This window comes from Saccharibacillus brassicae, from assembly GCF_006542275.1.
GTDB classification, from domain to species: domain Bacteria; phylum Bacillota; class Bacilli; order Paenibacillales; family Paenibacillaceae; genus Saccharibacillus; species Saccharibacillus brassicae.
Genome location: NZ_CP041217.1, coordinates 4,796,913 through 4,818,434, shown reverse-complemented (window position 1 = coordinate 4,818,434; position 21,522 = coordinate 4,796,913). Strand labels below are relative to the sequence as shown.

Genomic DNA, 21,522 nt, shown 5'->3' with positions numbered 1-21,522 from the left:
CCCTACAGGAAGGACATGCGCTGCGCATCCACTTCCTCGGCGTAGATTTCGAGAATCGGACGCATCGTCCACGAGCCGATAAACGCGTAGCGCACGATCGGAGCCGTCCGGTCGGCCCGGCGTTCTTCCAGCAGCTCCGTCACGAACGGATCGGAACCGGCTGCCCGAATCGCCGGAATGGGCTGCATCTCGATCGATTCCACGTCCTGCCCGGCCGCGTTGCGGTCGCGGCTGCCGATCACCCCCGCAAACCGAAACCACGCTTTGCCTCCGTCCCAGATCCGAAACTCGACCCTGACTTCTCCTTCGACCAGGACGACCGATTCGATCGTCCCGTCGCTAAGCGAAATATCTCCGATAAATAGCTGCTGCATGTTTCCCCTACTCCTTTTTCTCTCTGATCCGCGCGGCGCGCTTCCCGGTAAGGGTAGCACAAATCGCCGGACCTGCCCATCCCTCGCGGGCGCAAAAAAACCTTTACCTCTTGGCAGTCAAGGTAAAGGTTTTTCTACGCAGCCCCCTGCGCGTACGAACCGGCGCTCGATCAGCCGATCTGAAGCGTGGCGTCTTCAAGTTCTTCGGCCAGTTCGTCCGTCATCTTTACCGCCGGCAGTTCCCCGAACACTTCGCTGAAGATCGTGTGGCTCTGGATTTCGGCCGTCACGGCGCTGATATGTCTGGACTCTTCGTCCCGGCGCTCGATCATGCGATCCAGCTTGCTTTCGATATCCCGCTCCACATGCGCAAGATCGCGAACGTCGAACATGTATTCTTTTTGCCCGAACCGTCCGAGCAGTTCCTGATACTTCGTTGCCCAGCCCAGCGCCAGCACGGGAATACCGTCTTTGTACGCGTGAATGATCGAATGGTAGCGCGAAGCGATAATGAACGTGAACTGTTCCAGAATATGATGGATTTCGATACAGTCGTATTCGTTCTCCAACAGCACGACGCGGTCGTCGGCCGGATAATGTTCTTTGATGCCTTTGCAAATTTCCAGATCTTCCGTCGAATGGCGCAGCAGATACACGTTCAGGCCGCGTTTGAGCAGATGGTCGGTCATTTTGCGATAAGCTTGCAGCAGGTCTTCGCGCGAGCCGTATTTCATCGTTTTCACGTTCGGCACGATACCGACGGAATTTTCTTTGACGGCGACACGTTCGTTCGGCTTGTACGCGCCCGACTTGAACAGCACGTCCAGGTTATAATCGCTGCTGCCCTGAAGCACCAAATCCATGGACCGCTTCAGATTGCGCGTCGTGAAGCGGCTCAAAAACTGCATGCCTTCGTCTTCGCGCGCATAGATGTAGGTCGGATACGTGATATATTTTTTGATCAGCGCCATAATAAACGATTTGTATTTGCTTTCATAATCGAACGGCCCGAAAGACTGCGGCATCAGCACCATCGGCACTTTGTACCGCTTGGCGAGCATGATATTGACGAGATAGTTGACCGAGTGACGGATGGTGAACTGCGAAGACAAGGCAAAACCGCTGATATCGACGATCATATCGGTTTCTTTCATGATGCGTTCCATTTCGCCGCGGGTCACATTGACATGCTCGGCGTTCGGAATCAGCTTGCCTACCGTGCCGAATACGCCGCCCAACATTTCGATTTTCAGCTTTTTGCCGATTTTGATAATGTCGAACGCGTAACCGCGATCCGGATCGATACAGTTGACGAGTATTTCTTTTTCGGGGTGACGCTTTTTGATCTCGTTGATCACTGTAAAAGTCATCGCCTGTGCGCCTTTGTTCTCCATTTGTCCGCCTACGATCAATATTTTGCTCATCCGTTTGCAGCTCCTTTGTCGTTGGTTGGGGTCCGAGCGCTTGCTGCGCTAGGCCGGTTCGTACGGTTTATGATAATAGGACACCGGGTTGGCGATCGCCGCATCGATTTCCTTCCGGACCGAATGATAACCGATCGCAAATTGTTCCAGCGCCGGGTTCCATTTCTTGTACTCGCTCAGCGAAGCTACGACGCACTCGCCATGGATTGCCGGCTTCTCTTTATGTATCTGCAGGCCCCGATACGCTTTTTTGGCCTGGCGCAGGTTGTACGGTTCTACATAGAGGCGCAGATCCGCGATCTTCCCCTGTCGAAAAAGTTGCAGGGCGGCCGTGCCCATGTTCGCGTGATCCCGGTGGTTGCCGCCGAGGTTCGTGAACGTTTTGACCCGGGCTCCGCGATAACGGTCCGTATATTCGCCAATCAGCTGTTCGCAGTCTTCGACCGTCGTCGTCCCGTCCTGCAGACGCTGCACGAAATGGACGTTCTCCACCGGGAGGCCCAGAGCCAGGCAGGAACGTAAAAACTCGTCGTTGCGGTAGCGCACGAGATCGACGCGGTCGAGCGGCGAATAGCCTTCGCGCTCCGGATTCAGCACCTTGCGGTGCATACTGCTCTTCGCCTCGCCGTTCAACTGGCGAACGACGTTGGAAGAAGAACCGTCGGTATACAAAATGACATGACATTCGTCGCCGGCATTCAGATGATTGCGTATGCCCGCTCCGAAAGTCAGCGCTTCATCGTCCTGATGGGGAACGAAAAACAGATTGACTGGCATGGCCCACGACCTTTCTTGTCTTATGGAGTACGGTCCAGCTGCCCGTTCAGTTCGGCGCGGATACGCGTTTGTTCCGCTTCGTCGACCAGATAATAGTAGATGCCGTCGATGCGCCGGCCTTCGCCCTGCACCTCGTCTTTGTCTACCGTGCCGATCTCCGTCCGATATCGGGTGACGATCTCCATCATGTCGTCTTTGGTCAGATTCGTTTTGACGTGATCTTTGACCGCTCCCAGAACCGAATTGACTTTGGTCAGATTGGAAATGTTTTTGCCTTTTTCGATCAATGCCGACAACACCCGCTGCTGGCGGTCGTTGCGGCCAAGATCGCCTTTGGGATCGTCGTAGCGCATACGCGCGTACATGAGCGCTTCATGCCCGTTCATTCCGATCGGCCCTTCGGCATACTCCGTCCCTTCGAAATCGAAAGCGAACGGATTGTCGACGGTCACGCCGCCGAGAATGTCGATGATTTGCTCCAGCCCTTCCATGTTCACTTTGACGTAATAGTCGACCGGCACGTCGAGAAAATGCTCGACCGTGTCGACCGCCATCTTAACGCCGCCGAACGCGTAGGCATGATTGATCTTGTCGACTTTGCCGCGGCCGACGATTTCCGTGCGCGTATCGCGCGGAATGTTGAACATCAATACGGAATGCTTCTTTGGATTGACAGCCAGCATCATGATCGCGTCGGAACGGCCTATATCGTTTTCGCGTTCGTCGACGCCAAGCACGAGCAGGTTAAACGGCTGCTGCTCGCTCAGATCGGCGGGCAGTTCCCGCACGGCCGGCACGCCGGCATTGCCGACGGAAGCCGTCAGGCTGCCTCCCTTGCCGCCGGAATCGGACGCGGCGATCGCCGCGTCCGATTCCAGCGGTTCATAAATCGATTCCAACGTGTTGACGACCGGGCGATAGACCGAGTAGGCGTAACCCCCGACCCCGATAACCGCAATCAGGGTACCCGAGATTACGATCTTCGCCCAGCGTCTCATAACACTTTTCGGCCGGCTCTGGCCGGCTCGGCGCCGCTCGTGACGCAGTGGCGCTCAATGTCTTTCCAGCTGCTGAACATTTCTTCGAAATCTTCTTCCTGCACGACCGCGCCCGTCTGAACCTCGATATATTCCATATCCCGGAACGCTTTGAGGCAGTGGTACGTGCCCGGCTGGATCGTGACGACGTCGCCCGCTTTGACCGGCGTAATCGAACCTTCTTTGACCAGGATGCCTTCCCCGGTAATGATCGTCCACGTATCGGCCCGATGCATATGCTTTCGGTAGCCGAGGTTTTTGCCGGCTCCGAGTCCGATCCGCTTGGTCAGCACTTCCGTACCGTTGTCGAACTTGGAATAATCGAGCACCCGGTACCAGCCCCAACGGCGTTCTTCGTACATCGGACGCTGTCCGGCTTCGACCATGTCCTTGACGCGCGGGCTTGCCGCTTTGTCCGAGACGAGGATGCCATCCGGGCTGACCGCGACGATCGCGTCGGGAATACCGATGATCGTAACCGGAATGTCCAGTTCGTTGATCAGATGCGTGTTGCTCGAATCTTCGCTGATCGCGCCTTTGCCGATCTGCTTCAGACCCATGTTTTCGGTCAGCGTATTCCAGGTGCCGAGGTCTTTCCAGTATCCGTCGTACGGGATAACCGCGATATGCGATTCTTTTTCCACGACCGCGTAATCGAAGCTGATCTTCTCAAGCGTTGCGTAACGCGCCAGCAGGTCTTCGTACTCCATCGGCAGCCCTTCGCGCAGCAGCTTGTCCATCATGTAGCTGAGCTTGAACGCGAACACGCCGCAGTTCCAGAGCGCGCCCTGCTCGATCAGCCGCTCGGCCTGATCTTCGCTCGGCTTTTCGGTGAAGCGCCCGACCCGTTTGTAGTCGGTATCGGCTCCGCCGGCTTCCGGCACGATATAGCCGTATTTCGACGACGGATACGTCGGATTGACGCCCATCAGCGCGATCTTGGCACCCGAATTGTGCAGCGCGCCGTCCAGGTCGCGAATCCGGTCGAAGAAGCGATCGTCGACGTAAGGATCGACCGGCAGGATGCAGACCGTCTCGTCGAGGCTCACGCCCTGCGAATACAAGTACGAAGCCGCCAACGCGATTGCCGGGAACGTGTCCCGGCGCTCCGGTTCCACGATGATCGGAACGCCGCCGAGCTGGTTCTGCAAAATCTCCACCTGAACTTTGCTCGTCGCGATGACCGCGGAATCGCTCAGGCCCGCTCCTTTGATCTGTCCCCAGACCCGTTGGACCATCGATTCCATATCGCCCCGGTCGTTTTCGAGCACTTTCAGAAACTGTTTCGATCGGGCGTCGTTCGATAAAGGCCACAGCCGTTTACCCGAGCCTCCTGATAATAAGACCAATTTCATGTTTGCTCCTCCTCTTCTGTCGATTCAATTGATGACTTGCGCAATCCATTTATGCGATTCGATCTTTATACGATTTTGAGGTTGTCTTTTTTCTCCGCCGCGGCCGGATTGCCTACGAGCGTCTCCAGCAGGTACTCGCGCAGGTCGCTGCCCAGTCCTTCGCGTTTGAGTGCGAAATCGACGTTGGCTTTGAGATAGCCGAGCTTGCTGCCTACGTCGTACAACGTGCCGTCATACCGGAAGCTGTACATTCTCGACAGCTCGGCGAGCTTTTTGAGCGCGTCCGTCAACTGGATCTCGCCGCCCACGCCTGCCGTCTGATGCTCCAGAATGTCCATGATTTGCGGCTCCAGGATGTAGCGGCCGATCATCGCCAGATTCGAAGGCGCGTCCGTTTTCGGCTTTTCGACCAGATCGGTGATCAGGTTCAGGTTGTCGGTCAGCTTGTCGCCTTTGATCACGCCGTAGCTGCTGACGTCTTTCCAGGGTACCGCTTCGACCGCGATCATGTTGCCGCCCGTACGGGCCTGCTCGTCCATCATCTGCTTGAGGCACGGAACCTCGCTGTCGATGATCATGTCGCCCAGCAGCACCGCGAACGGTTCGTTGCTGTTAATAAATTTGCGTGCGCACCAGATTGCGTGTCCGAGGCCGAGCGGTTCTTTTTGGCGAACGCAGTGGATCTCGACGAGGTTGGTCACTTCGCGCACGATGCTCAGCAGCTCTTCCTTGTTCTTTTCTTCGAGGTCCGCTTCCAGTTCGATGTTTTTGTCGAAGTGGTCTTCGATCGCCCGCTTGCTGCGTCCCGTTACGATGATGATATCTTCGATCCCGGAGGAGACGGCTTCTTCGACAATATACTGGATCGTCGGCTTGTCTACGATCGGCAGCATTTCTTTGGGCATGGCTTTCGTTGCCGGCAAGAATCTCGTTCCAAGGCCTGCTGCCGGGATAATCGCTTTTCTCACTTTATTCATCGTTGATGCCCTCCCTTAAGGTGTGTGTGAATTTATCTTACGCCTGCGCCGTCATTTAGCTAACTTAGTTTTACTTATAAGCCTATTCTTAAGGTTTTGAAACAATTCTTTATTGAAAAGGAAGAGCACGGCTCCGTAAATCAAAGCTCCGAGCGCTACCTGGATAATAAAGTTGGCCTGCTGCGAGAAGACCGCAACGGACAAAACGTTCAGGAGAACGACGCCTCCGACCATGATCAGGCCGTAAGCCAGTCCCGGTGCCATGCTGCGCACATAATCGCCCAGGCAGGGCCCGATCATGCGGCGCATCGCGTAGTGGTATTGGATCACCATCAAGATCAACTGGATGACGACGTAAGCGATACACGTTCCCATGATGCCGCCCGCGTACGTGCCGATCGCAAGACCCGGTACCTGGACGCACATGCCCATCAGCGTATAGCGGAAGTACATGTCCGTGCGTCCTTTCGCTTGCAGCAGCGGCTGGATCGGAACGATCAGCGAACGCAGCAGCATCGCGATGGCCAGCACCTGGATCAGCATGACGCTCGGTTCCCATTTTTCGCCGAAAATGAACGGAACGAGCATCGGAGCGGTCACGAGCAGTCCGAGGTAGATCGGCGCGTTGAGATAGCTGACGAGCGCGATCGTTTTGATATAACCGCTGCGCAGCCGCTCGATATTGTCCTGCATTTTGGCGTAGATCGGCAGGCTGACCGTATTGATCAGCGGCGTCAGCTTCAGCACCGGCATCGTGCAGAGCTGGAACGCGAACGAGTAGTAGCCGAGCGTCTGGGTGCCGTAGATGCGTCCGATCAGGATATAGTCGATATTGGACATGATCGATTGAATGACGTTGGACGACATTTGATACACGCCGAAGCTCAGGTAGCCTTTGAGGTCTTTTTTGGCAAAATGCAGAGCAGGCGTCCATTTTTTCCATCCCTGCATGACGAGCAGCGCCGATTTGACCAACGCGTTGCCCAGATTGGACAGGACAAGCGCGTAGACGCCCATACCGGCCAATGCCCCGCCTACCGCCAGCACGAAGCCGACGAAGTAGGAGACGATCTGGATTTTGGCGATATTGTCGAACTTGAGCTCTTTGCGGAACAGCACTTCGAACTGCTGGCCGAAAGCGGGCAGCAGGCACAGCAGCGCCATCCAGCGTACCGGGTTAAGCAGCTCCGGCTCTTGATAGAACCAGACGACCAGCGGCGCCGAGAAATAGATCACGCCCGCGATAAAAGCTCCGGTCGCCAGATTGAGTATGTACAGACTGGACAGATGGTTCCGGCTGACGTCCTGACGATGTATGATGGCGTTCGATATGCCTACGTCGGTCAGATTGACCGCCGCGGCCACGACGACCATCGTCATGCTCATCAGCCCGTAATCGACCGGACTCAGAATTCGGGATAAAGCGACCAGCTGAAGCAGCTGGATCACGATCGTGACAATTGTCGCCACGCTCGACCACTTCGCCGCTTTGATCCCTTTCTTTTTTAACGAAGACATGTCGCCACTCCTTTGATTGCGTTTCTGGATCTACAAGTTGTCGATGAAATTCAAAAGGGTGTTTACCTTGGCTTCCCAGGCGTGGCTTTTGGCCATGTCCCGAATCGTGTTCCTATCGGCTTTGGCCGCCAGCGCTTGTTCGACCTTCAGCGGCAGTTCGGCGCTTTCGCGGTAGAAGTGCAGGAATTTCTCCTGCCGGCGCAGCAGCTCCGGCGTCTCGGTCACGACGACCGGCAGGCCGGCAGCCGCGTATTCGTACAGCTTCATCGGACTGCGGCCCGCATTGGCGGCATGATTGCTGAGCGGCAGCAGCGCCACGTCGCAATGCTGGAGATAGGCCGGGACGGTCGCGTACTTTTTGGCGCCCAGAAAATGCACGTGGGCGAATTCCGCGAAGTCGCGCTTCGTCTCGTCGTTCACCGGTCCGATAATGACGAGATTAATGCCTGGCTTTTGCTGCGCGAGCAGCTTGAGCCCTTTGAGGTCTAGCCGTTCGTCGAGCGCGCCCACGTACACGGCCCGCGGACCGGGAATCGGCTTCAAGTCTTCCGGTTCGACCGTCGGCGCGGAGAAGTGCTCGTATTCCACGCCGTTTTCCAGCAGCAGCGTCGGCACGGACGGATTGTACTCGCGCAGCTCCGACAGGACCGGTCCCGACGTGGAGACGAGGCCGTCGACGACGGACATGAGCGTGCGTTCCGCCGAAGCGATCGAAGCGTCTCCGGTCATTTTGCTGTAAATGTCGGTCGGGCGATAGATGGTCACTTTGGGCGACACCAGCTTCTCCAGGCCGACGAACCGCGGCTGGTCGATCAGCAGGAGATCGACCGACGGCATATGATTTTCGCGCATGACTTTTTTGATTGCCGGCAGCATCCAGTTTTTTCGAGTCCGCTTGAATATCGGACCCGCGATCTCCCAGGGAAGCAGCGACATCGGTACCGAATTGACGACTGCCGTCGTATCGACGCGTTTGCCCTGCAAGATGCGAAAACGCGCCTGGATATCGCGGTCTTTCCATTTCAACAGATGGAAAGGACTGAGCGGAGTACTAACATGGATGACCGTATGGCCCAGCTTCTCCATCTCCCTCGACAGGTGATGGGAGCCGACGACGAACGGACTGCCCATGTACGTATGACTTGCAAACATGATATTCATTGCGGCTCTCCTCCTTGCGGATATTGAAGCATCAGGCTTCGACTTTGCGGCTGTCGCTGCGCGCCGTTTGATCGGCGGTGCGTCCCGCGGCATATTTTTTCACTTCGGCCAGCGTCTCGTAAGCGCATTTCTCCCACGAGAACTTCGCGGCCTGCGCCAGCCCTTGCTGCTTCATCTGCTGCTGCAGCGCCGGGTTCTGCATGACGTGCGCGATTTTCTCGGCGATGTCTTCCGGTCGGTTCGGGTCGCAGTACAAGACCGCGTCTCCGCACACTTCCGGCAGCGAAGCCGTATCGGAAGCGATCACCGGGCAGCCGCATGCCATCGCTTCGAGCGGCGGGAAGCCGAACCCTTCGTAGAACGAAGGGAAAACGAAGCAGGCTGCACGCTCGTACAGCGTCCGCAGTTCTTCGTCGGCGACGTATCCGACGTGACGGACATGATCGCCGAGTTCCGTTTCCTGCGACTTGAATATTTTCGGGTTCGTGCCTCCCGCGATCACGAAGTCGAATCCCTGATCGCCGATCAGCTCGGCGGCGCGAACGATAGAGCGGAAATTTTTGTTCGGGCTCTGGCTGCTGACCGCCAGCACGAACGGCCGCTCCAGTCCCTGCTGCGCCGGATACTCCGGCGACGTGCCGGTCTGAAGCACATGTTCCTTGCCGTGATAGATGACCCGGATCTTGTCGCCGCGAATGCCGCAGTGGCGAACCAATTCGTCTTTGGAATTGTTGGAACAGGTCAGAATGAGCGGCGACGTCCGCCCCAGCACCCGGAACATCGTTTTGTACCACAGCTTGAACGAAGCCGAGTACGTATCGGGTACCGAATAGACCGCTGCGTCGTGCAGCGTAACCGCCTGCTTGCGCTTGAACAGCGGTGCGGCATTGCACAGATTGAGCAAAAATCCGTCTTTGGACAGCGCCGGCAGCGACAGCTGCTCCCACAGCTGCCCGCCGAAGCGTCCTGCCTGTCTGACCTCGATATGTTTCGTGCCCAGCTCCCGGATCTCTCCGGTCGGAGCCAGCACGATGAATTCGTAATCCCGCACGGCCGGGTCGCCGCGATCGATCAGCTGATCGATCGTCCGCAGCAGCTCGTACGCGTAACGCTGCACGCCGGTTACCGAAGCTTTCAGAAACCGCCCGTTGACATAAATGCGCGTCTTAGTCACCGGCTCCCACTCCTTTCAGCCGCCAACTGGTCAGCTTTTTACGGTTATAATGAAGAATCAGGCTGAACGCGAGAATGATGATCCAGCACGGGAAGAAGCGTCCGCTGCCGAAGTAGAAGTACCGGGGAATTTCCAGTACGCCGACGAGCCAGATCGGATAGATCATCATGCCGAACGTATGCCCTTTTTTGAAATGATTGTACAGCACGCCGGTAAAGAACCCGACGATGACCCAGAACACCAACGCTCCGAACAGGCCGTAATCGTTGTAAGGCTGCAGCAGTCCCGAAGGATTGTTGAATTCCGGGTTACCCATCGTGGCGAGCGTGTTGTTGATCAGCGCCTGCGGCTCGAAGCCGTAGATCGAAGAATACGCGTCGTCGGGAACGCCCGGGAATTTCCAGATGAACTCTGCTGTCGAATTCGGGAATGGCAGCCAATGGAACCCGAGATGCTGGAAGTACAGCGTGCCAGTATTGATCGCCGTAACATAGTAGCCGAAGAAGCGGGTCACGATGAATTCCCAGAAAGACGGATAATAATTGACGTAATAGCTGAGCCAGGAACGGAAGTATTCGCTGATGCCGAAAAATCCGACGAGCGCAACGAGGCCGACGATCGGATATACCGCCACAAAAGGCGTTTTCCGATTCATTTTGGCTCGCATGGAGAAGTACACCACGGCAGCCGGAACGAGAAATTCCATAATCGCGAGACGTTCGAGGAAAAAGATCGCCCGCATCATCGTCAACAGGAACACGGCCGCCAACATCCATATGTAGATCTTCTTTTTGTTATAAAACAGGTAGTAACACGTCAGGATCACGAACGGAATGCCGAAGTTTGTAAACGACGTCACGCCCGCCACGTTTTCGAAGCTTTCCTTGATGCCGTAGATCGCGCCCGGTTCGCCGCTCAGCACGTTCAGGAAAAGGCTGAGGCTGAATCCGCTGCGCAGCATGATCAGGAACCACATCGCGTAACCGAACATCGTAAAACCGAACAGAACGAAGATCCACATTTTAATGAAGGAATCTTTTTTGATCATTACTTCGCTGAACGCGTTGGAAGGCTTCGTCCCGCGTCCGGCCAACATCGCCAGCACCCCTCCGAGCACAAAGCAGCAGACCGGAAGAATGGAATAGATGATATTGGATTCATCGATGAACTTGTCGACCCGGTAAAAAGACAGGTAACTGTTCTCCGGAATGTAATACGCGCCGATCAGAATGATCGTCATCAGCAGTGCGAAGATGATCGTCGGGTTCAACCACCAGATCCGCATGCCGCTTTCTCCGTTTTGAAGCTCCGGCTTGCGCCGGTTTTGACTGTTTGCCATCGTCCGATCCTCCTCTCTGCCGTTAGGACGAGCCCCGGATTAATCCGAGGCTACCGAATTGCGAAACGGCGAAAGGCTTTCCAGCTCCGGCCGTCCGATCGAATAATATTGGAAATTCGTGTCGGCCAACTGTTCTTTCGAGTAGACGTTGCGTCCGTCGATCAGGATCGGCTGCTTCATGACCCCGTTCAGCTCCCGCAGATCGATCTCCTTGAATTCCGACCAGTCCGTCAGCAGGCAGAGCGCGTCGCAGCTTTCGGCCGTCTCCATTGCGGAATCGCACCATTGCACGTCCGACTCGTTGCGGAAAAAGCGGCGGAAGTTTTCGGTTGCGATCGGATCGTACGCTTTGACGACGGCGCCTTCCTGAAGCAGCGTCTTGATGATGTCGAGCGCCGGCGCTTCGCGTACGTCGTCCGTGTTCGGCTTGAACGCGAGTCCCCAGATGCCGACCGTTTTGCCCTGCATGCTGCCGAGCGAATGGTTCAATTTGGAGATGATGTTGAACCGCTGATCGTTGTTGACTTCGACGACCGACTTCAACAGCTTGAATTCGTAATCCACGTTACCGGCGATCTGGATCAGCGCGTGCGTGTCTTTCGGGAAGCACGAACCGCCGTAGCCGATACCCGCCTGCAGGAACGAAGAACCGATCCGCTTGTCGTAGCCCATGCCCTGCGCCACGTGCGTCACGTCCGCGCCGACTTTTTCGCAGATGTTGGCGATTTCGTTGATAAACGAAATTTTCGTCGCGAGGAACGCGTTCGAAGCATATTTGATCATTTCCGCGCTGCGCACTTCGGTGACCATAATCTCGTCGGTCAACGGCTTATGCAGTTCGGTGAGCGTCGCCGCGGCGCGTTCGCTGCTCGTGCCGATAATGATGCGATCCGGGCGCAGCGTATCTTTGACGGCCGACCCTTCGCGCAGAAACTCCGGAATGGAGACGATATCGAACGGATGCGGGCTGAGTTGGCTGATGATCTGTTTGATCTTGTCGTTCGTGCCGACCGGCACCGTGCTTTTGGTTACGACGATCTTGTAGCCGTTCATCGCAAGCGCGATATCCTGGGCAACCTGCTCGACGTATTCGAGGTTCGCTTCGCCGCTCGCCAGCGAAGGCGTACCGACGCAGATGAAGACGATGTCCGCGTTCTGCACCGAAGTGGCCAGATCCGCCGTGAACTTCAGATGACCCGAAGCGGTGTTTTTCTCCATCAATTCCTGCAGACCCGGTTCGTAGATCGGCACCTCGCCTTTGTTGAGCCGTGCTACTTTGTCCAGATCTTTATCGACGCAGGTCACTTGATTGCCGATTTCCGAAAAGCAGACACCCGAGACCAGACCTACATAACCTGTTCCTATAAATGTAAGTTCCATGAGAACATATCTCCTTTGTTTTGAAAGATGGTTTACAGCACTCGCGTAATCATTCGTTCCGAACCGAAATGCCGGCTGTCTTCGTGCTGCTTGTTATGAATATGCGTCTGCAGGTTTTGACGGAACACTTCCGGCGAGAACCGCATCGCGTTTTTGCGGCAGTTGGCCGGCAAAATCTTGCCGCTTTCCTGCTCGAAGCGCTGCACCGCCGCTATGATCGCCGCCGGCGCCTGCTGCTGGTAGAACACGCCGGTCGGATTCGCTTCTTCCAGTCCTCTGACCGTCTCAAGCGCTCCGCCTTTGCCATAAGCGATCACGGGCGTGCCGCAGGCCTGGGCTTCTACCGGCGTAATGCCGAAGTCTTCTTCGGCCGCGAACACGAACGCTTTGGCGCGCTGCATATGGTCGACCAACACTTCGTCCGGCTGATAACCGAGAATCTTAATGTTCGTCGATTCGAATTTGCGTACTTTTTCCATATCCGGTCCGTCTCCGATAATGACCAGTTTCTTGTCCGGCATCTGGGCGAAGGCGGCCGCGATCATGTCCATCTTTTTGTACGGCACCATGCGGGAAGCGGTCAGGTAGAAGTCTTCTTTGTCTTCGCGTGCCGTAAAAGCGCCCACGTTAACCGGCGGATAGATGACCGACGCTTCCCGGCGGTACACTTTCCAGATCCGGTTGGCGATAAACTGCGAGTTGGCGATGAAATGGTCGACCCCGTTCGAAGTCCGGTAATCCCACATCCGAATCCGGCTGAGAATGACTTTGGCCATCGTGCCTTTGAGTCCTTTGTCGAGGCCGGACTCTTTCAGGTACTGCGGCTGCATATCCCACGCATACCGGATCGGCGAATGCACATACGAGATGTGCAGCTGGTCGGGACCGGTAATGACACCTTTGGCTACCGCATGCGAGCTGGACAGGATCAGGTCGTAAGACGACAGATCGAACTGTTCGATAGCGAGCGGCATCAGCGGCAGGTATTGGCGATACTTCTTTTTGGCGAGCGGAAGCTTTTGCAGGAATGAAGTATGTACTTTTTTCCCAAACAGGAATCCCCGGTCTTTCTCGGGCATAAAGTCGACCAGACTGTAAATCTCGGCTTCCGGGAAAATATGAATCATTTGCTCAAGCACTTTTTCCGATCCGGCATAACTGGTCAGCCAATCGTGAATAATTGCGACTTTCATTCGAATTCACCCTTTCTTTCTCGATCATGATCAAACGGACGGTTCGTCGTTCGCTTCTTGTCGGGTCAGTAAGCTCCTCTTTTGAGCAGAACGCTGACGACAGTCGAGAAAAGAATCCGAATATCCAGCCAAATGGTGCGATGGTACACGTAATAAAGTTCGAGGTCGACGCGTTCGGGATAGCCGACGTCGCTGCGTCCGCTGACCTGCCAGTATCCGGTGACGCCCGGTTTAACCGACAGCAGATCGTTTTTGCGGTCTTTGTACTCTTTGAGTTCCTGCGCCACGATCGGCCGGGGACCGACGAGGCTCATTTCGCCTTTGAGTACGTTCAGCAGCTGCGGCAGTTCGTCGAGGCTTGTTTTGCGGAGAAAACGTCCGATCGAGGTAATGCGCGGGTCTTCGCCTTGCTCCAGCTTGTAGTTGTTGGCGACGTACTTTTGGTACAGAACCGGGTCCTCTTTCAAGCGCTGCTCCGCATTGGTAGCCATCGAACGGAATTTGTAGATGTTGAACATTTTCGAGTTTCTGCCGAATCTTTTTTGTTTGAAAAAGACAGGCCCTTTAGGATCTTCGACCTTGATCAGAATCGCCAGGATCAAAAACACGGGCGACAGAAGAATCAAGCCGATCAAGGAAGCCACCGCATCCATGCTCCGTTTCGTTGCATTGAATCCGATTCCCCGATTCCATGTCAGGTTACTGAACGCCGCTTCGTTGTACTTTGTTGCTTCGGCATCGTTGTTGACTGCACTCATAGGTTTTCCCCTCCATTTGTCTCGGTTTTTTGGGATGTTTAGACGGAAGCTGCTACGCTTTGTTCAGCACGACGCCGAGAATATGTGCATTGACGTGATCCATGCCTCTTTTCACTTTTTTCAGTTGTTCTTTGGTCACTTTGCCTTGATGCGCTACGAGCACGACGCCGTCGGACAGCGTGCCGAGGATTTGCGCGTCGGAGACGTCGAGCGCCGCCGGCGAATCGATCAGCACTACGTCGTAATAACCGGCCACTTCACTAAGCAGCGCCTGCATACGATCGGAACCGAGAATTTCGGACGGATTGGGCGGCAGCGTGCCGGCCGTAAGAACGGACAGATTCGGGATGGCCGTTGTCGATACAGCCGCTTCAAGCCCGCATTGTCCGCTTAACACGTCGGTCAGGCCGCGCTTGTTGGAACGCGGGAACACGTGCTGCAGCGAAGGGTGGCGCAGATCGCCGTCGATCAGCAGCACTTTTTTGTTTTCCTGCGAATAAGAAACGGCGAGATTGGTTGCGGTCGTCGTTTTGCCTTCTTTGCTTCCGGCGGAAGTGACCAACAAAATTTTCGAAGAACGTCCCATTGTGGAGAAACGAATATTCGTCCGCAGCGTGCGATACGATTCCGAAGCTTCCGCTCCGGCGTTTTTGTTGGCTACCAGATAACCTCCACTGCTCATGGCTCTAGTCATCGTTTAGATCGCCTGCCTTTGATAGATTTTGGAGTGTATACTGCCAGGTCTCGCGGTCATAAAATGTGTTGGGCTTCGGGAACAGGTGTCAAGACCGATTCCAGTGTCACCTGTTCGCCGCTTAACTGCGTGGCGATGACCATTTTGTACAGATCTTCCATTTGGCGCGTTTGTTCGTCCAGATCGAACTTCTTGTTGACCCGAATACGTCCGTACTCGCTGAACTCTTTCCACAGGGTACGATCGGCCAGCAGCCGGTCAATGTAGATACCGAGCTGCTTCGCGTCGCGTTCCGGAGCCAGATAGCCGCTTTTTCCGTGCTCCACCGCTTCCGGAATTCCTCCGGTTGCAAAGCTTGCGACCGGAACTCCCATCGCGGCGGCTTCGAGGAAGACCATACCGAGCCCTTCTTCGGCCCCGTTTTCGGCGCGCACGCTCGGAACGCTGAAGACTCGCGCCCGATTCATCCATTCGCGTACAACATGATGCGGCTGCGTACCGAGGAAGCGGTAATGGGTCAGCTTGGATGCGGCCAGTCGTTCCAGTTCGCCTCGCAGCGGACCGTCGCCGATAATGACCAATTCCGCTTCCGGATTTTTGCCCTGCACTTGGGACATCGCTTCAATTAGATAGGCGCAGCCTTTGACTTCGACCAGACGTCCGACAAATAAAACAGTATCGCGGCGAATAATTGAAGAATCGGGCTTAAAAGAATCGGTGTTAATGCCGATATAATGACGAATGACCTTTTCCGGCGGATATCCCTGGCTAATGAGCTTCTCACGAATGAAGTCGGAAACGGCAATGAACAAATCGCCTTTCTTTTGCAGCTTCGGACGCTGCTTCAGATAATTTCGATGCGTATAATACGATTTTCTGGCGTACTCGTCTTTGGTCGTTGCGTCATATCCATGGAAAGTCACGATCAGCGGAATATTTAGCTTTTCGGCGATCGGCATGGCCAGGCAGCCTTCGGGTCCGAAATGCGCATGGATCAATTTGGGCTGAATCGCTTTAAGACGGCGCGTCAGACGGCGCCCCGGTCCCATCAACTTGAATTCCAGCTCTTTTCTTCGGCCCGCTACGCCACCCGTATTAATGATGATCTGCTTATCGGCTTGCAGCTGCAGCCCGGGAACAAGACGAGAACCCATAAAATAAGAATCAAAAGACTCAAAACGTTCAGCCTGGCTTTTAATGAAAGTTTCGGACGGCGGCAGGATTTGATCCCGATAAATCAGAACAGACACTTCAGGTCGAATGATTTTCATGGTTAACCTCGATTAACGCTGCTCGTTGGCAGTGCGCAGTAGGGCTGAATCTTCCTGTTGCCCGGAAGGATCGGCCTGTTGATTTTTCAAATCGCTTTTGGCAATACGGTCTACTTTGGCGAGAACGGGAAGTCCGATCGCATCTTCGACGTCGAATTCGGTTTTGACGGAATCGTCCAGGTATTCAAGCAGGAACATGATGCCCAGACCGAGCAGAAGTCCGACTACAAGGCTGATGACGATCAACATCTGTTTATGATCGTTAACCGGGCTTGCCGACAAGTTCGGGTCTGCCGCATTCAGCACGCTGACGTTGTTGACCTGCATGATTTCGGGAATTTGGCTTACGAAGACGTTGCCTGTCGAGTTGGCGATCGTAGCTGCTCTTTCGTAGGAGGTATCTTCGACGGATACGTTGATGACCTGCGTATTTTGCGTCGAATCGATCATCAGTTTGTTGCCGACCTGCGTCGAAGTCAGGTTCAGTTCGGGGTGGCGTTCCACGACGAGCTTGGTAATCGAATCGGAAGTGATGATTTTTTTGTACGTGTTGATCAATTTGAGGTTGGCTTCAATCGAATTGGAATCGACCTGGGCTTGCCCGGTGCTTGAGATAGACGGTTCGTTAACGATCAGATCAACCGATGCGCGATACATGGGTTCGTATTTCGAGTTGTAAGCGATAGCCGCTCCAAAGCACAACAGTACCGTTAGAGCCACTACCCACCATCTTTTTCTGACCACGCGCAAATATTCTTTTAATTCCATACACAATCCCTCCGTCTTCATGATGTGAAAATATAATAGTTCGACTTTCATGCCGCAATGAAAAAATAAAGATGATAAGTTGTGTAAACTCACTGGAATTCTCTTACATTTTCAAAACTAAAAATAGAAAATGCGAACCTTTGCCGATACACGGGTTCGTGACGAGAGACCGATTTATTCAGTAAGTTTGATTCTTGTTCATTCAAACTGCTCCGATTATGTAATCTGCTCACTCGGACAGGACCCGTTCCTTCACGTCTTCATAAGGATCAAAGCGGAAAGACATCGCCCATCGTTTAGATGCCAAAAGTCCCGATACTTGCTTTTTGCTATCAAATTTTGGTTTCTTCCACTCCTTTCCTTTTCCCGGCTCTACCCGACTTATTGGCTAAGCGGCAGAGCGAACTTTTCGGCTCGCTTTGCAGGTTTGATCGCACTTGTTAACAAATTTTACATAAAACTTTTCTAAAAGGTTCAACTTTATGCTCGCGACTAACTATTTGTGTCTGCGATGTTAGTTTATAAACCGCCTCTTTTACCTTGAATCAAATTCAATGTACTTGGGAATCTTTTGAGTCTAACGGCCCATGTTCTTCCCGCAAGCAAGCAGACTGATAGACCTAGTTTAAGCAAACTAGCAACCAAAAGTAACAAAAAGAAGCCGGACATAAATGTCCGGCTTCTTTTTGTAAATTAGAACCCTGTATTGCCTTCAGAATGAATCGTGCCACTTTTGAAGTTTGTAGCCAATCCTTTATTGTTTTCCAGCTTGTTGGCGTCGAAATAGATGTTGCCAATCTCGCCGTTGCCCCAGACCCCGATTCCTCCATGGACCGAATCGCTGATCGTATTGCCATTGAATTTGACGTCATCAATATTACCTTGCGAAGCATACACGAGTATATTCGGATGTTCTCCGGCTATCCGAGTTCCGGTATGCTCGATCGTATTTTCGTTAATCACGATATTTTTGACGTTTCGCGTACCCCACTCTTTTTCCACCGAAATATAAATCCCGGCCATCTCGGTATCCTGAATTTTGTTGTTCTCGATCGTGACATTCTCGCCGCCGACGACGGAGATGCCTCTCGCCTTCGATCCGTAACCGACATCGTTATTGCGGATCGTGATGTCCTGGGTCGTTTGCGAGTTTTCTTCATAGCTGACTACTGCAATCGTATCGTCGCCGGCTTCTCGTACTTTATTGTTCTCGACGACGATCTCGGTGCTTCCGTTCGTAATATGTATCCCGTCCGCACCCGTATTTTGCAAGCTGTTGCCGCTAATCGTTCCTTTCGAAGATTCGTATCCGACAAAAATGCCCGCTGTACTCGATTTATCGATTTTCAGGTTTTCAATTTTGAAATTGGTCGCGGATCTGACTGTAATGCTGTTTTTGTCATTCGCTCCGTTGCCGCGCTCTACCGTTTTCTCGAATACATGAGCAAAGCCGCTCAGCACCGCACCGTCTCCTTCGACATCGATCGAACCATTTTCGGGATTTGTGGACATCAGAATGGACTGATCCGCTCCGTCTCCGAGCAGGCTGACTCCGTCTACCATCAGAATTCCGCTCAAGCGATACGTACCGGACGGGATATAGACGGCTTTGTCTTCCTTGGATGCCCGATCGAGCGCTCCCTGGATCGCGGCCAGATCGTCACTGTCGTCATTCGGCGTCGCTCCTTCGTCTACGATCGACAAGGCTCCGTCGGGTATTTCAGCAGCGGGAAGCGTAGGTTCGGCGATTTCCGTGTCTTCTCCGGTTTGCGCTTTCTCTTCTTCCAAGAAAAAGGCCCCTCTCCACAAGGCAAGCGCTGCGGCGGCGATAACCACTACCGAGATGACCCACCACACTTTTTTGGATTTCTTATTCATAGGTTCCTCCTTCACTCTTTTCCTGTCTGTTTTTGTCTCTCTGTGTTCTATCCAAGCCTACAACGTTTTCAGCGTTCTGTTCAACTAACCATTTTTACGGTAATTGTTACTTTTTATGTTTCAGAACAGTGAAAAGCGGTTAAGCAGGATTAGTGATATATAAACCGTTCTGTGTGTGTTCAAGCAGTAGTCCTCTCAATTACGCAAAAAAGCGGATGCCGGAACCTCCCGACATCCGCTTCTCTCTTGTTCAAATCCTCTACGTTTTCCGCTTCATTTCTCCCAAAAGTCAGAACCCTTCATTTTGATTCAGCTTGATATTCCCTTTGGCAAACGTTGTCGCTTCGCCGATTCGATGAATCAGTATGTTTTTGTTAAACGTTATATTTTTGATGCTGCCGCTTCCCCATACCCCGATGCCTCGATGAGCTCCGTTTTTGATCGTATTTTGATTAAACACCACATTGTCCACAATCCCTTGCGAAGCGTATACCAACACGTTCGGATGATTCGAAGGTTTGGCCAGCCCCGTATGGTCAATGACATTGTTCGAGACGGTTACCCGATCCACGTTACGCGTATTGTAGGAAGCTTCTACCGCAATATACACGCCCGCCATAGACGTTTCCTGGATAGCATTGTTGGAGATGGTAATGTCAGTTCCGCCTACAACCGCTATACCGCGCGCTTTCGAACCATATCCGACATCGTTTTTGCGAATAACGATATGATGGGCGGCTGCTTTGTCGCTGTCGATATAACTGACTACCGCAATCGTATCGTCCCCGGCTTTCCGAACGACATTGTTCTCGACCGTAATATAGCTGCTGCCTCCGGTCATGTGAATACCGTCCGCTCCCGTCGATTCAAGCGTATTGCCGCTAACGATTCCGTTCTTCGAACCGTACGTGATCATGATTCCTGCCGTGCTCGATTTGCTGACATACACATTTTCGATTTTAAAATTTTGGGCGCCGCGTACCGTAATGCTGTTTTTTTCATTTGCTCCGTTTCCGCGTGCCACGGTCGTCTGATACACATGCTTGAGATTGCTTAATTCCGTGCCGGTTCCTTTGAGATCGATCGACCCGCGCTTGGGATTCGTTGAAGTCAGCGTAGTCAAAAACTTGCCGGCTCCCTGCACCTTTACGCCGTCAATCGTCAAAATATCGCTCAATACATAATTCCCTGCAGGAACATAGACCGGTTTGTCCATCGATTTGGCCGCGTCGATCGCAGCGACGAACGCCGGATAATCATCGATCGTATCATCCGCTTTGGCTCCGTAATCCAGCACAGACACGACGGAAGAATTTTTGTTTGCGGCAGAAGCCGACGATTTGGAAGGTGCTGCGCCGGCAGTCGAGCCTGCAGCTCCGGTATACGCAATATCAGGCTCCCACATCGTATGATCGTGATTCGAACTGCCCCGTTTATTCACGACAAAAGAGATTTCCGTCCCGGCTTCGACCGCAACTCGGGATACTCCGCTCGGGGTCACCGCTTTCGTATTCGTCAAAGTCTCGCTCCACAGCTTGACCTCGTCTTTTCTAATGCTGACTACGACTCCGTCGCCTTCGGGACTTCCTTTTTGCACGCTGCCGGAAATCGAAATCACACCTTTGCCCGGAGCAATCCATTTGCGAACCGCATCGAAGTTTTGATCCGGATGTAGTGCCGTAGCCGATACCCAAGGATAACCGCTTGGCGCTGCCCAGCGATTGCCGCTTTTGTCATAGATCAAATCCAAGTACGCGCTGCCGGCCAATTTCTCGTAATGCCATTGATTCGTACCTTGTTCAATCGAACTAAACCCTTTGGAAGCCGAATAAGTTCGGGTCACCTCCGCCGCATGAGCAGAAGTTCCGCCGATTAGACTGCTCCCCATTCCTACTGACAAAGCGATCAAACCTAATACAAAATTTCGTTTCTTCAAAATAGGCCTCCCCAAGTGATTTTCTCGTTGTCGTTCCGATCAAACCGGACAGGGAGTGGCCCTGTTTGCAGCTATGTGGTTGTTCTATTCAAGGCGGAGTAAAAGCGGAGTGCGCGGAACAAATCGTCTGCCCGGAGTGCACTTCATGAAAAACTGAGGATTAAAATGAAGAAGAACGTCACGATTCAAAAAACCCTATGTTACTCTTATCGGCTTCAAGCCAGGTTTTTATTACACCCAAGCTCTATTCTACTATAAATTCGGTATAGAAGTTACAAGTTTGACATCTTTTTCGGAAAATTTGCGAAAATTTTTGAATGGATTCTAGTTAGAAGCAACAAAAAAGCCTTTACCGAATGAACGGTAAAGGCTCTTTCTTTTTGGCTTGGCGGCTTCCTACTCTCCCAGGACCCTGCGGTCCAAGTACCATCGGCGCTAGAGGGCTTAACGGTCGTGTTCGAGATGGGAACGTGTGGAACCCCTCTGCCATCACCACCAAACCTAGGCT

At 53.5% G+C, this 21,522-nt stretch carries 18 protein-coding genes and 1 rRNA gene; all 19 read right to left on the bottom strand.

Annotation, left to right across the window (positions count from 1 at the left end; translation table 11 throughout):
- Positions 1–2: 2 nt before the first annotated feature.
- A complete protein-coding gene (locus FFV09_RS20165; protein ID WP_141449502.1) occupies positions 3–374 on the bottom strand; it encodes a hypothetical protein in 372 nt (123 codons plus the stop codon).
- A 170-nt stretch (positions 375–544) separates the two neighbouring features.
- Complete coding sequence (locus FFV09_RS20160; RefSeq protein ID WP_141449501.1) at positions 545–1,798, bottom strand: polysaccharide pyruvyl transferase family protein; 1,254 nt, start codon at positions 1,796–1,798, stop codon at positions 545–547.
- Between the two features lie 48 nt (positions 1,799–1,846).
- Positions 1,847–2,575, bottom strand: coding sequence for a PIG-L family deacetylase (locus FFV09_RS20155; protein WP_141449500.1), 729 nt, complete (start codon positions 2,573–2,575; stop codon positions 1,847–1,849).
- Between the two features lie 20 nt (positions 2,576–2,595).
- Positions 2,596–3,573, bottom strand: a complete 978-nt coding sequence (locus FFV09_RS20150; RefSeq protein ID WP_141449499.1) for an LCP family glycopolymer transferase — start codon at positions 3,571–3,573, stop codon at positions 2,596–2,598.
- Complete coding sequence (locus FFV09_RS20145) at positions 3,570–4,967, bottom strand: sugar phosphate nucleotidyltransferase (RefSeq protein ID WP_141449498.1); 1,398 nt, start codon at positions 4,965–4,967, stop codon at positions 3,570–3,572. Before FFV09_RS20145 ends, FFV09_RS20150 begins: the two co-directional genes overlap by 4 nt.
- A gap of 65 nt (positions 4,968–5,032) precedes the next feature.
- Positions 5,033–5,944, bottom strand: coding sequence for a UTP--glucose-1-phosphate uridylyltransferase GalU (gene galU, locus FFV09_RS20140; protein WP_141449497.1), 912 nt, complete (start codon positions 5,942–5,944; stop codon positions 5,033–5,035).
- Positions 5,945–5,995: 51 nt separating this feature from the next.
- Positions 5,996–7,462 carry an MOP flippase family protein gene (locus FFV09_RS20135; protein ID WP_141449496.1) on the bottom strand — a complete coding sequence of 489 codons (1,467 nt, stop codon included), beginning with the start codon at positions 7,460–7,462 and terminating at the stop codon, positions 5,996–5,998.
- A 30-nt stretch (positions 7,463–7,492) separates the two neighbouring features.
- A complete protein-coding gene (locus FFV09_RS20130; protein WP_141449495.1) occupies positions 7,493–8,623 on the bottom strand; it encodes a glycosyltransferase in 1,131 nt (376 codons plus the stop codon).
- 31 nt (positions 8,624–8,654) lie between these two features.
- A complete protein-coding gene (locus tag FFV09_RS20125) occupies positions 8,655–9,797 on the bottom strand; it encodes a glycosyltransferase family 4 protein (protein ID WP_141449494.1) in 1,143 nt (380 codons plus the stop codon).
- Entirely contained in the window at positions 9,790–11,136 is a 1,347-nt protein-coding gene (locus FFV09_RS20120; protein WP_246098394.1) for an O-antigen polymerase, read from the bottom strand. Before FFV09_RS20120 ends, FFV09_RS20125 begins: the two co-directional genes overlap by 8 nt.
- 39 nt (positions 11,137–11,175) lie before the next feature.
- On the bottom strand, positions 11,176–12,516 hold the full coding sequence (locus FFV09_RS20115; protein WP_141449493.1) for a UDP-glucose dehydrogenase family protein: 1,341 nt from the start codon (positions 12,514–12,516) through the stop codon (positions 11,176–11,178).
- 32 nt (positions 12,517–12,548) lie between these two features.
- Positions 12,549–13,709 carry a glycosyltransferase family 4 protein gene (locus tag FFV09_RS20110; protein WP_141449492.1) on the bottom strand — a complete coding sequence of 387 codons (1,161 nt, stop codon included), beginning with the start codon at positions 13,707–13,709 and terminating at the stop codon, positions 12,549–12,551.
- A gap of 65 nt (positions 13,710–13,774) precedes the next feature.
- Positions 13,775–14,467: a sugar transferase gene (locus FFV09_RS20105; protein WP_141449491.1), complete on the bottom strand. Its 693-nt coding sequence runs from the start codon at positions 14,465–14,467 to the stop codon at positions 13,775–13,777.
- 52 nt (positions 14,468–14,519) lie between these two features.
- Positions 14,520–15,161 carry a CpsD/CapB family tyrosine-protein kinase gene (locus FFV09_RS20100; RefSeq protein ID WP_141449490.1) on the bottom strand — a complete coding sequence of 214 codons (642 nt, stop codon included), beginning with the start codon at positions 15,159–15,161 and terminating at the stop codon, positions 14,520–14,522.
- Between the two features lie 56 nt (positions 15,162–15,217).
- Positions 15,218–16,315 (bottom strand): glycosyltransferase, encoded by a 1,098-nt coding sequence (locus tag FFV09_RS20095; protein ID WP_246098393.1) that lies wholly within the window; start codon positions 16,313–16,315, stop codon positions 15,218–15,220.
- A gap of 129 nt (positions 16,316–16,444) precedes the next feature.
- The gene (locus FFV09_RS20090) at positions 16,445–17,200 is read right to left on the bottom strand and encodes a YveK family protein (RefSeq protein ID WP_170315090.1); all 756 of its coding nucleotides are present in this window, start codon (positions 17,198–17,200) and stop codon (positions 16,445–16,447) included.
- Between the two features lie 693 nt (positions 17,201–17,893).
- The gene (locus FFV09_RS20085) at positions 17,894–19,078 is read right to left on the bottom strand and encodes a glycosyl hydrolase family 28-related protein (protein ID WP_141449487.1); all 1,185 of its coding nucleotides are present in this window, start codon (positions 19,076–19,078) and stop codon (positions 17,894–17,896) included.
- A 289-nt stretch (positions 19,079–19,367) separates the two neighbouring features.
- On the bottom strand, positions 19,368–21,014 hold the full coding sequence (locus FFV09_RS20080; RefSeq protein WP_246098392.1) for a glycosyl hydrolase family 28-related protein: 1,647 nt from the start codon (positions 21,012–21,014) through the stop codon (positions 19,368–19,370).
- Positions 21,015–21,397: 383 nt separating this feature from the next.
- Positions 21,398–21,514 (bottom strand): 5S ribosomal RNA (rrf, locus tag FFV09_RS20075).
- Positions 21,515–21,522: the final 8 nt, after the last annotated feature.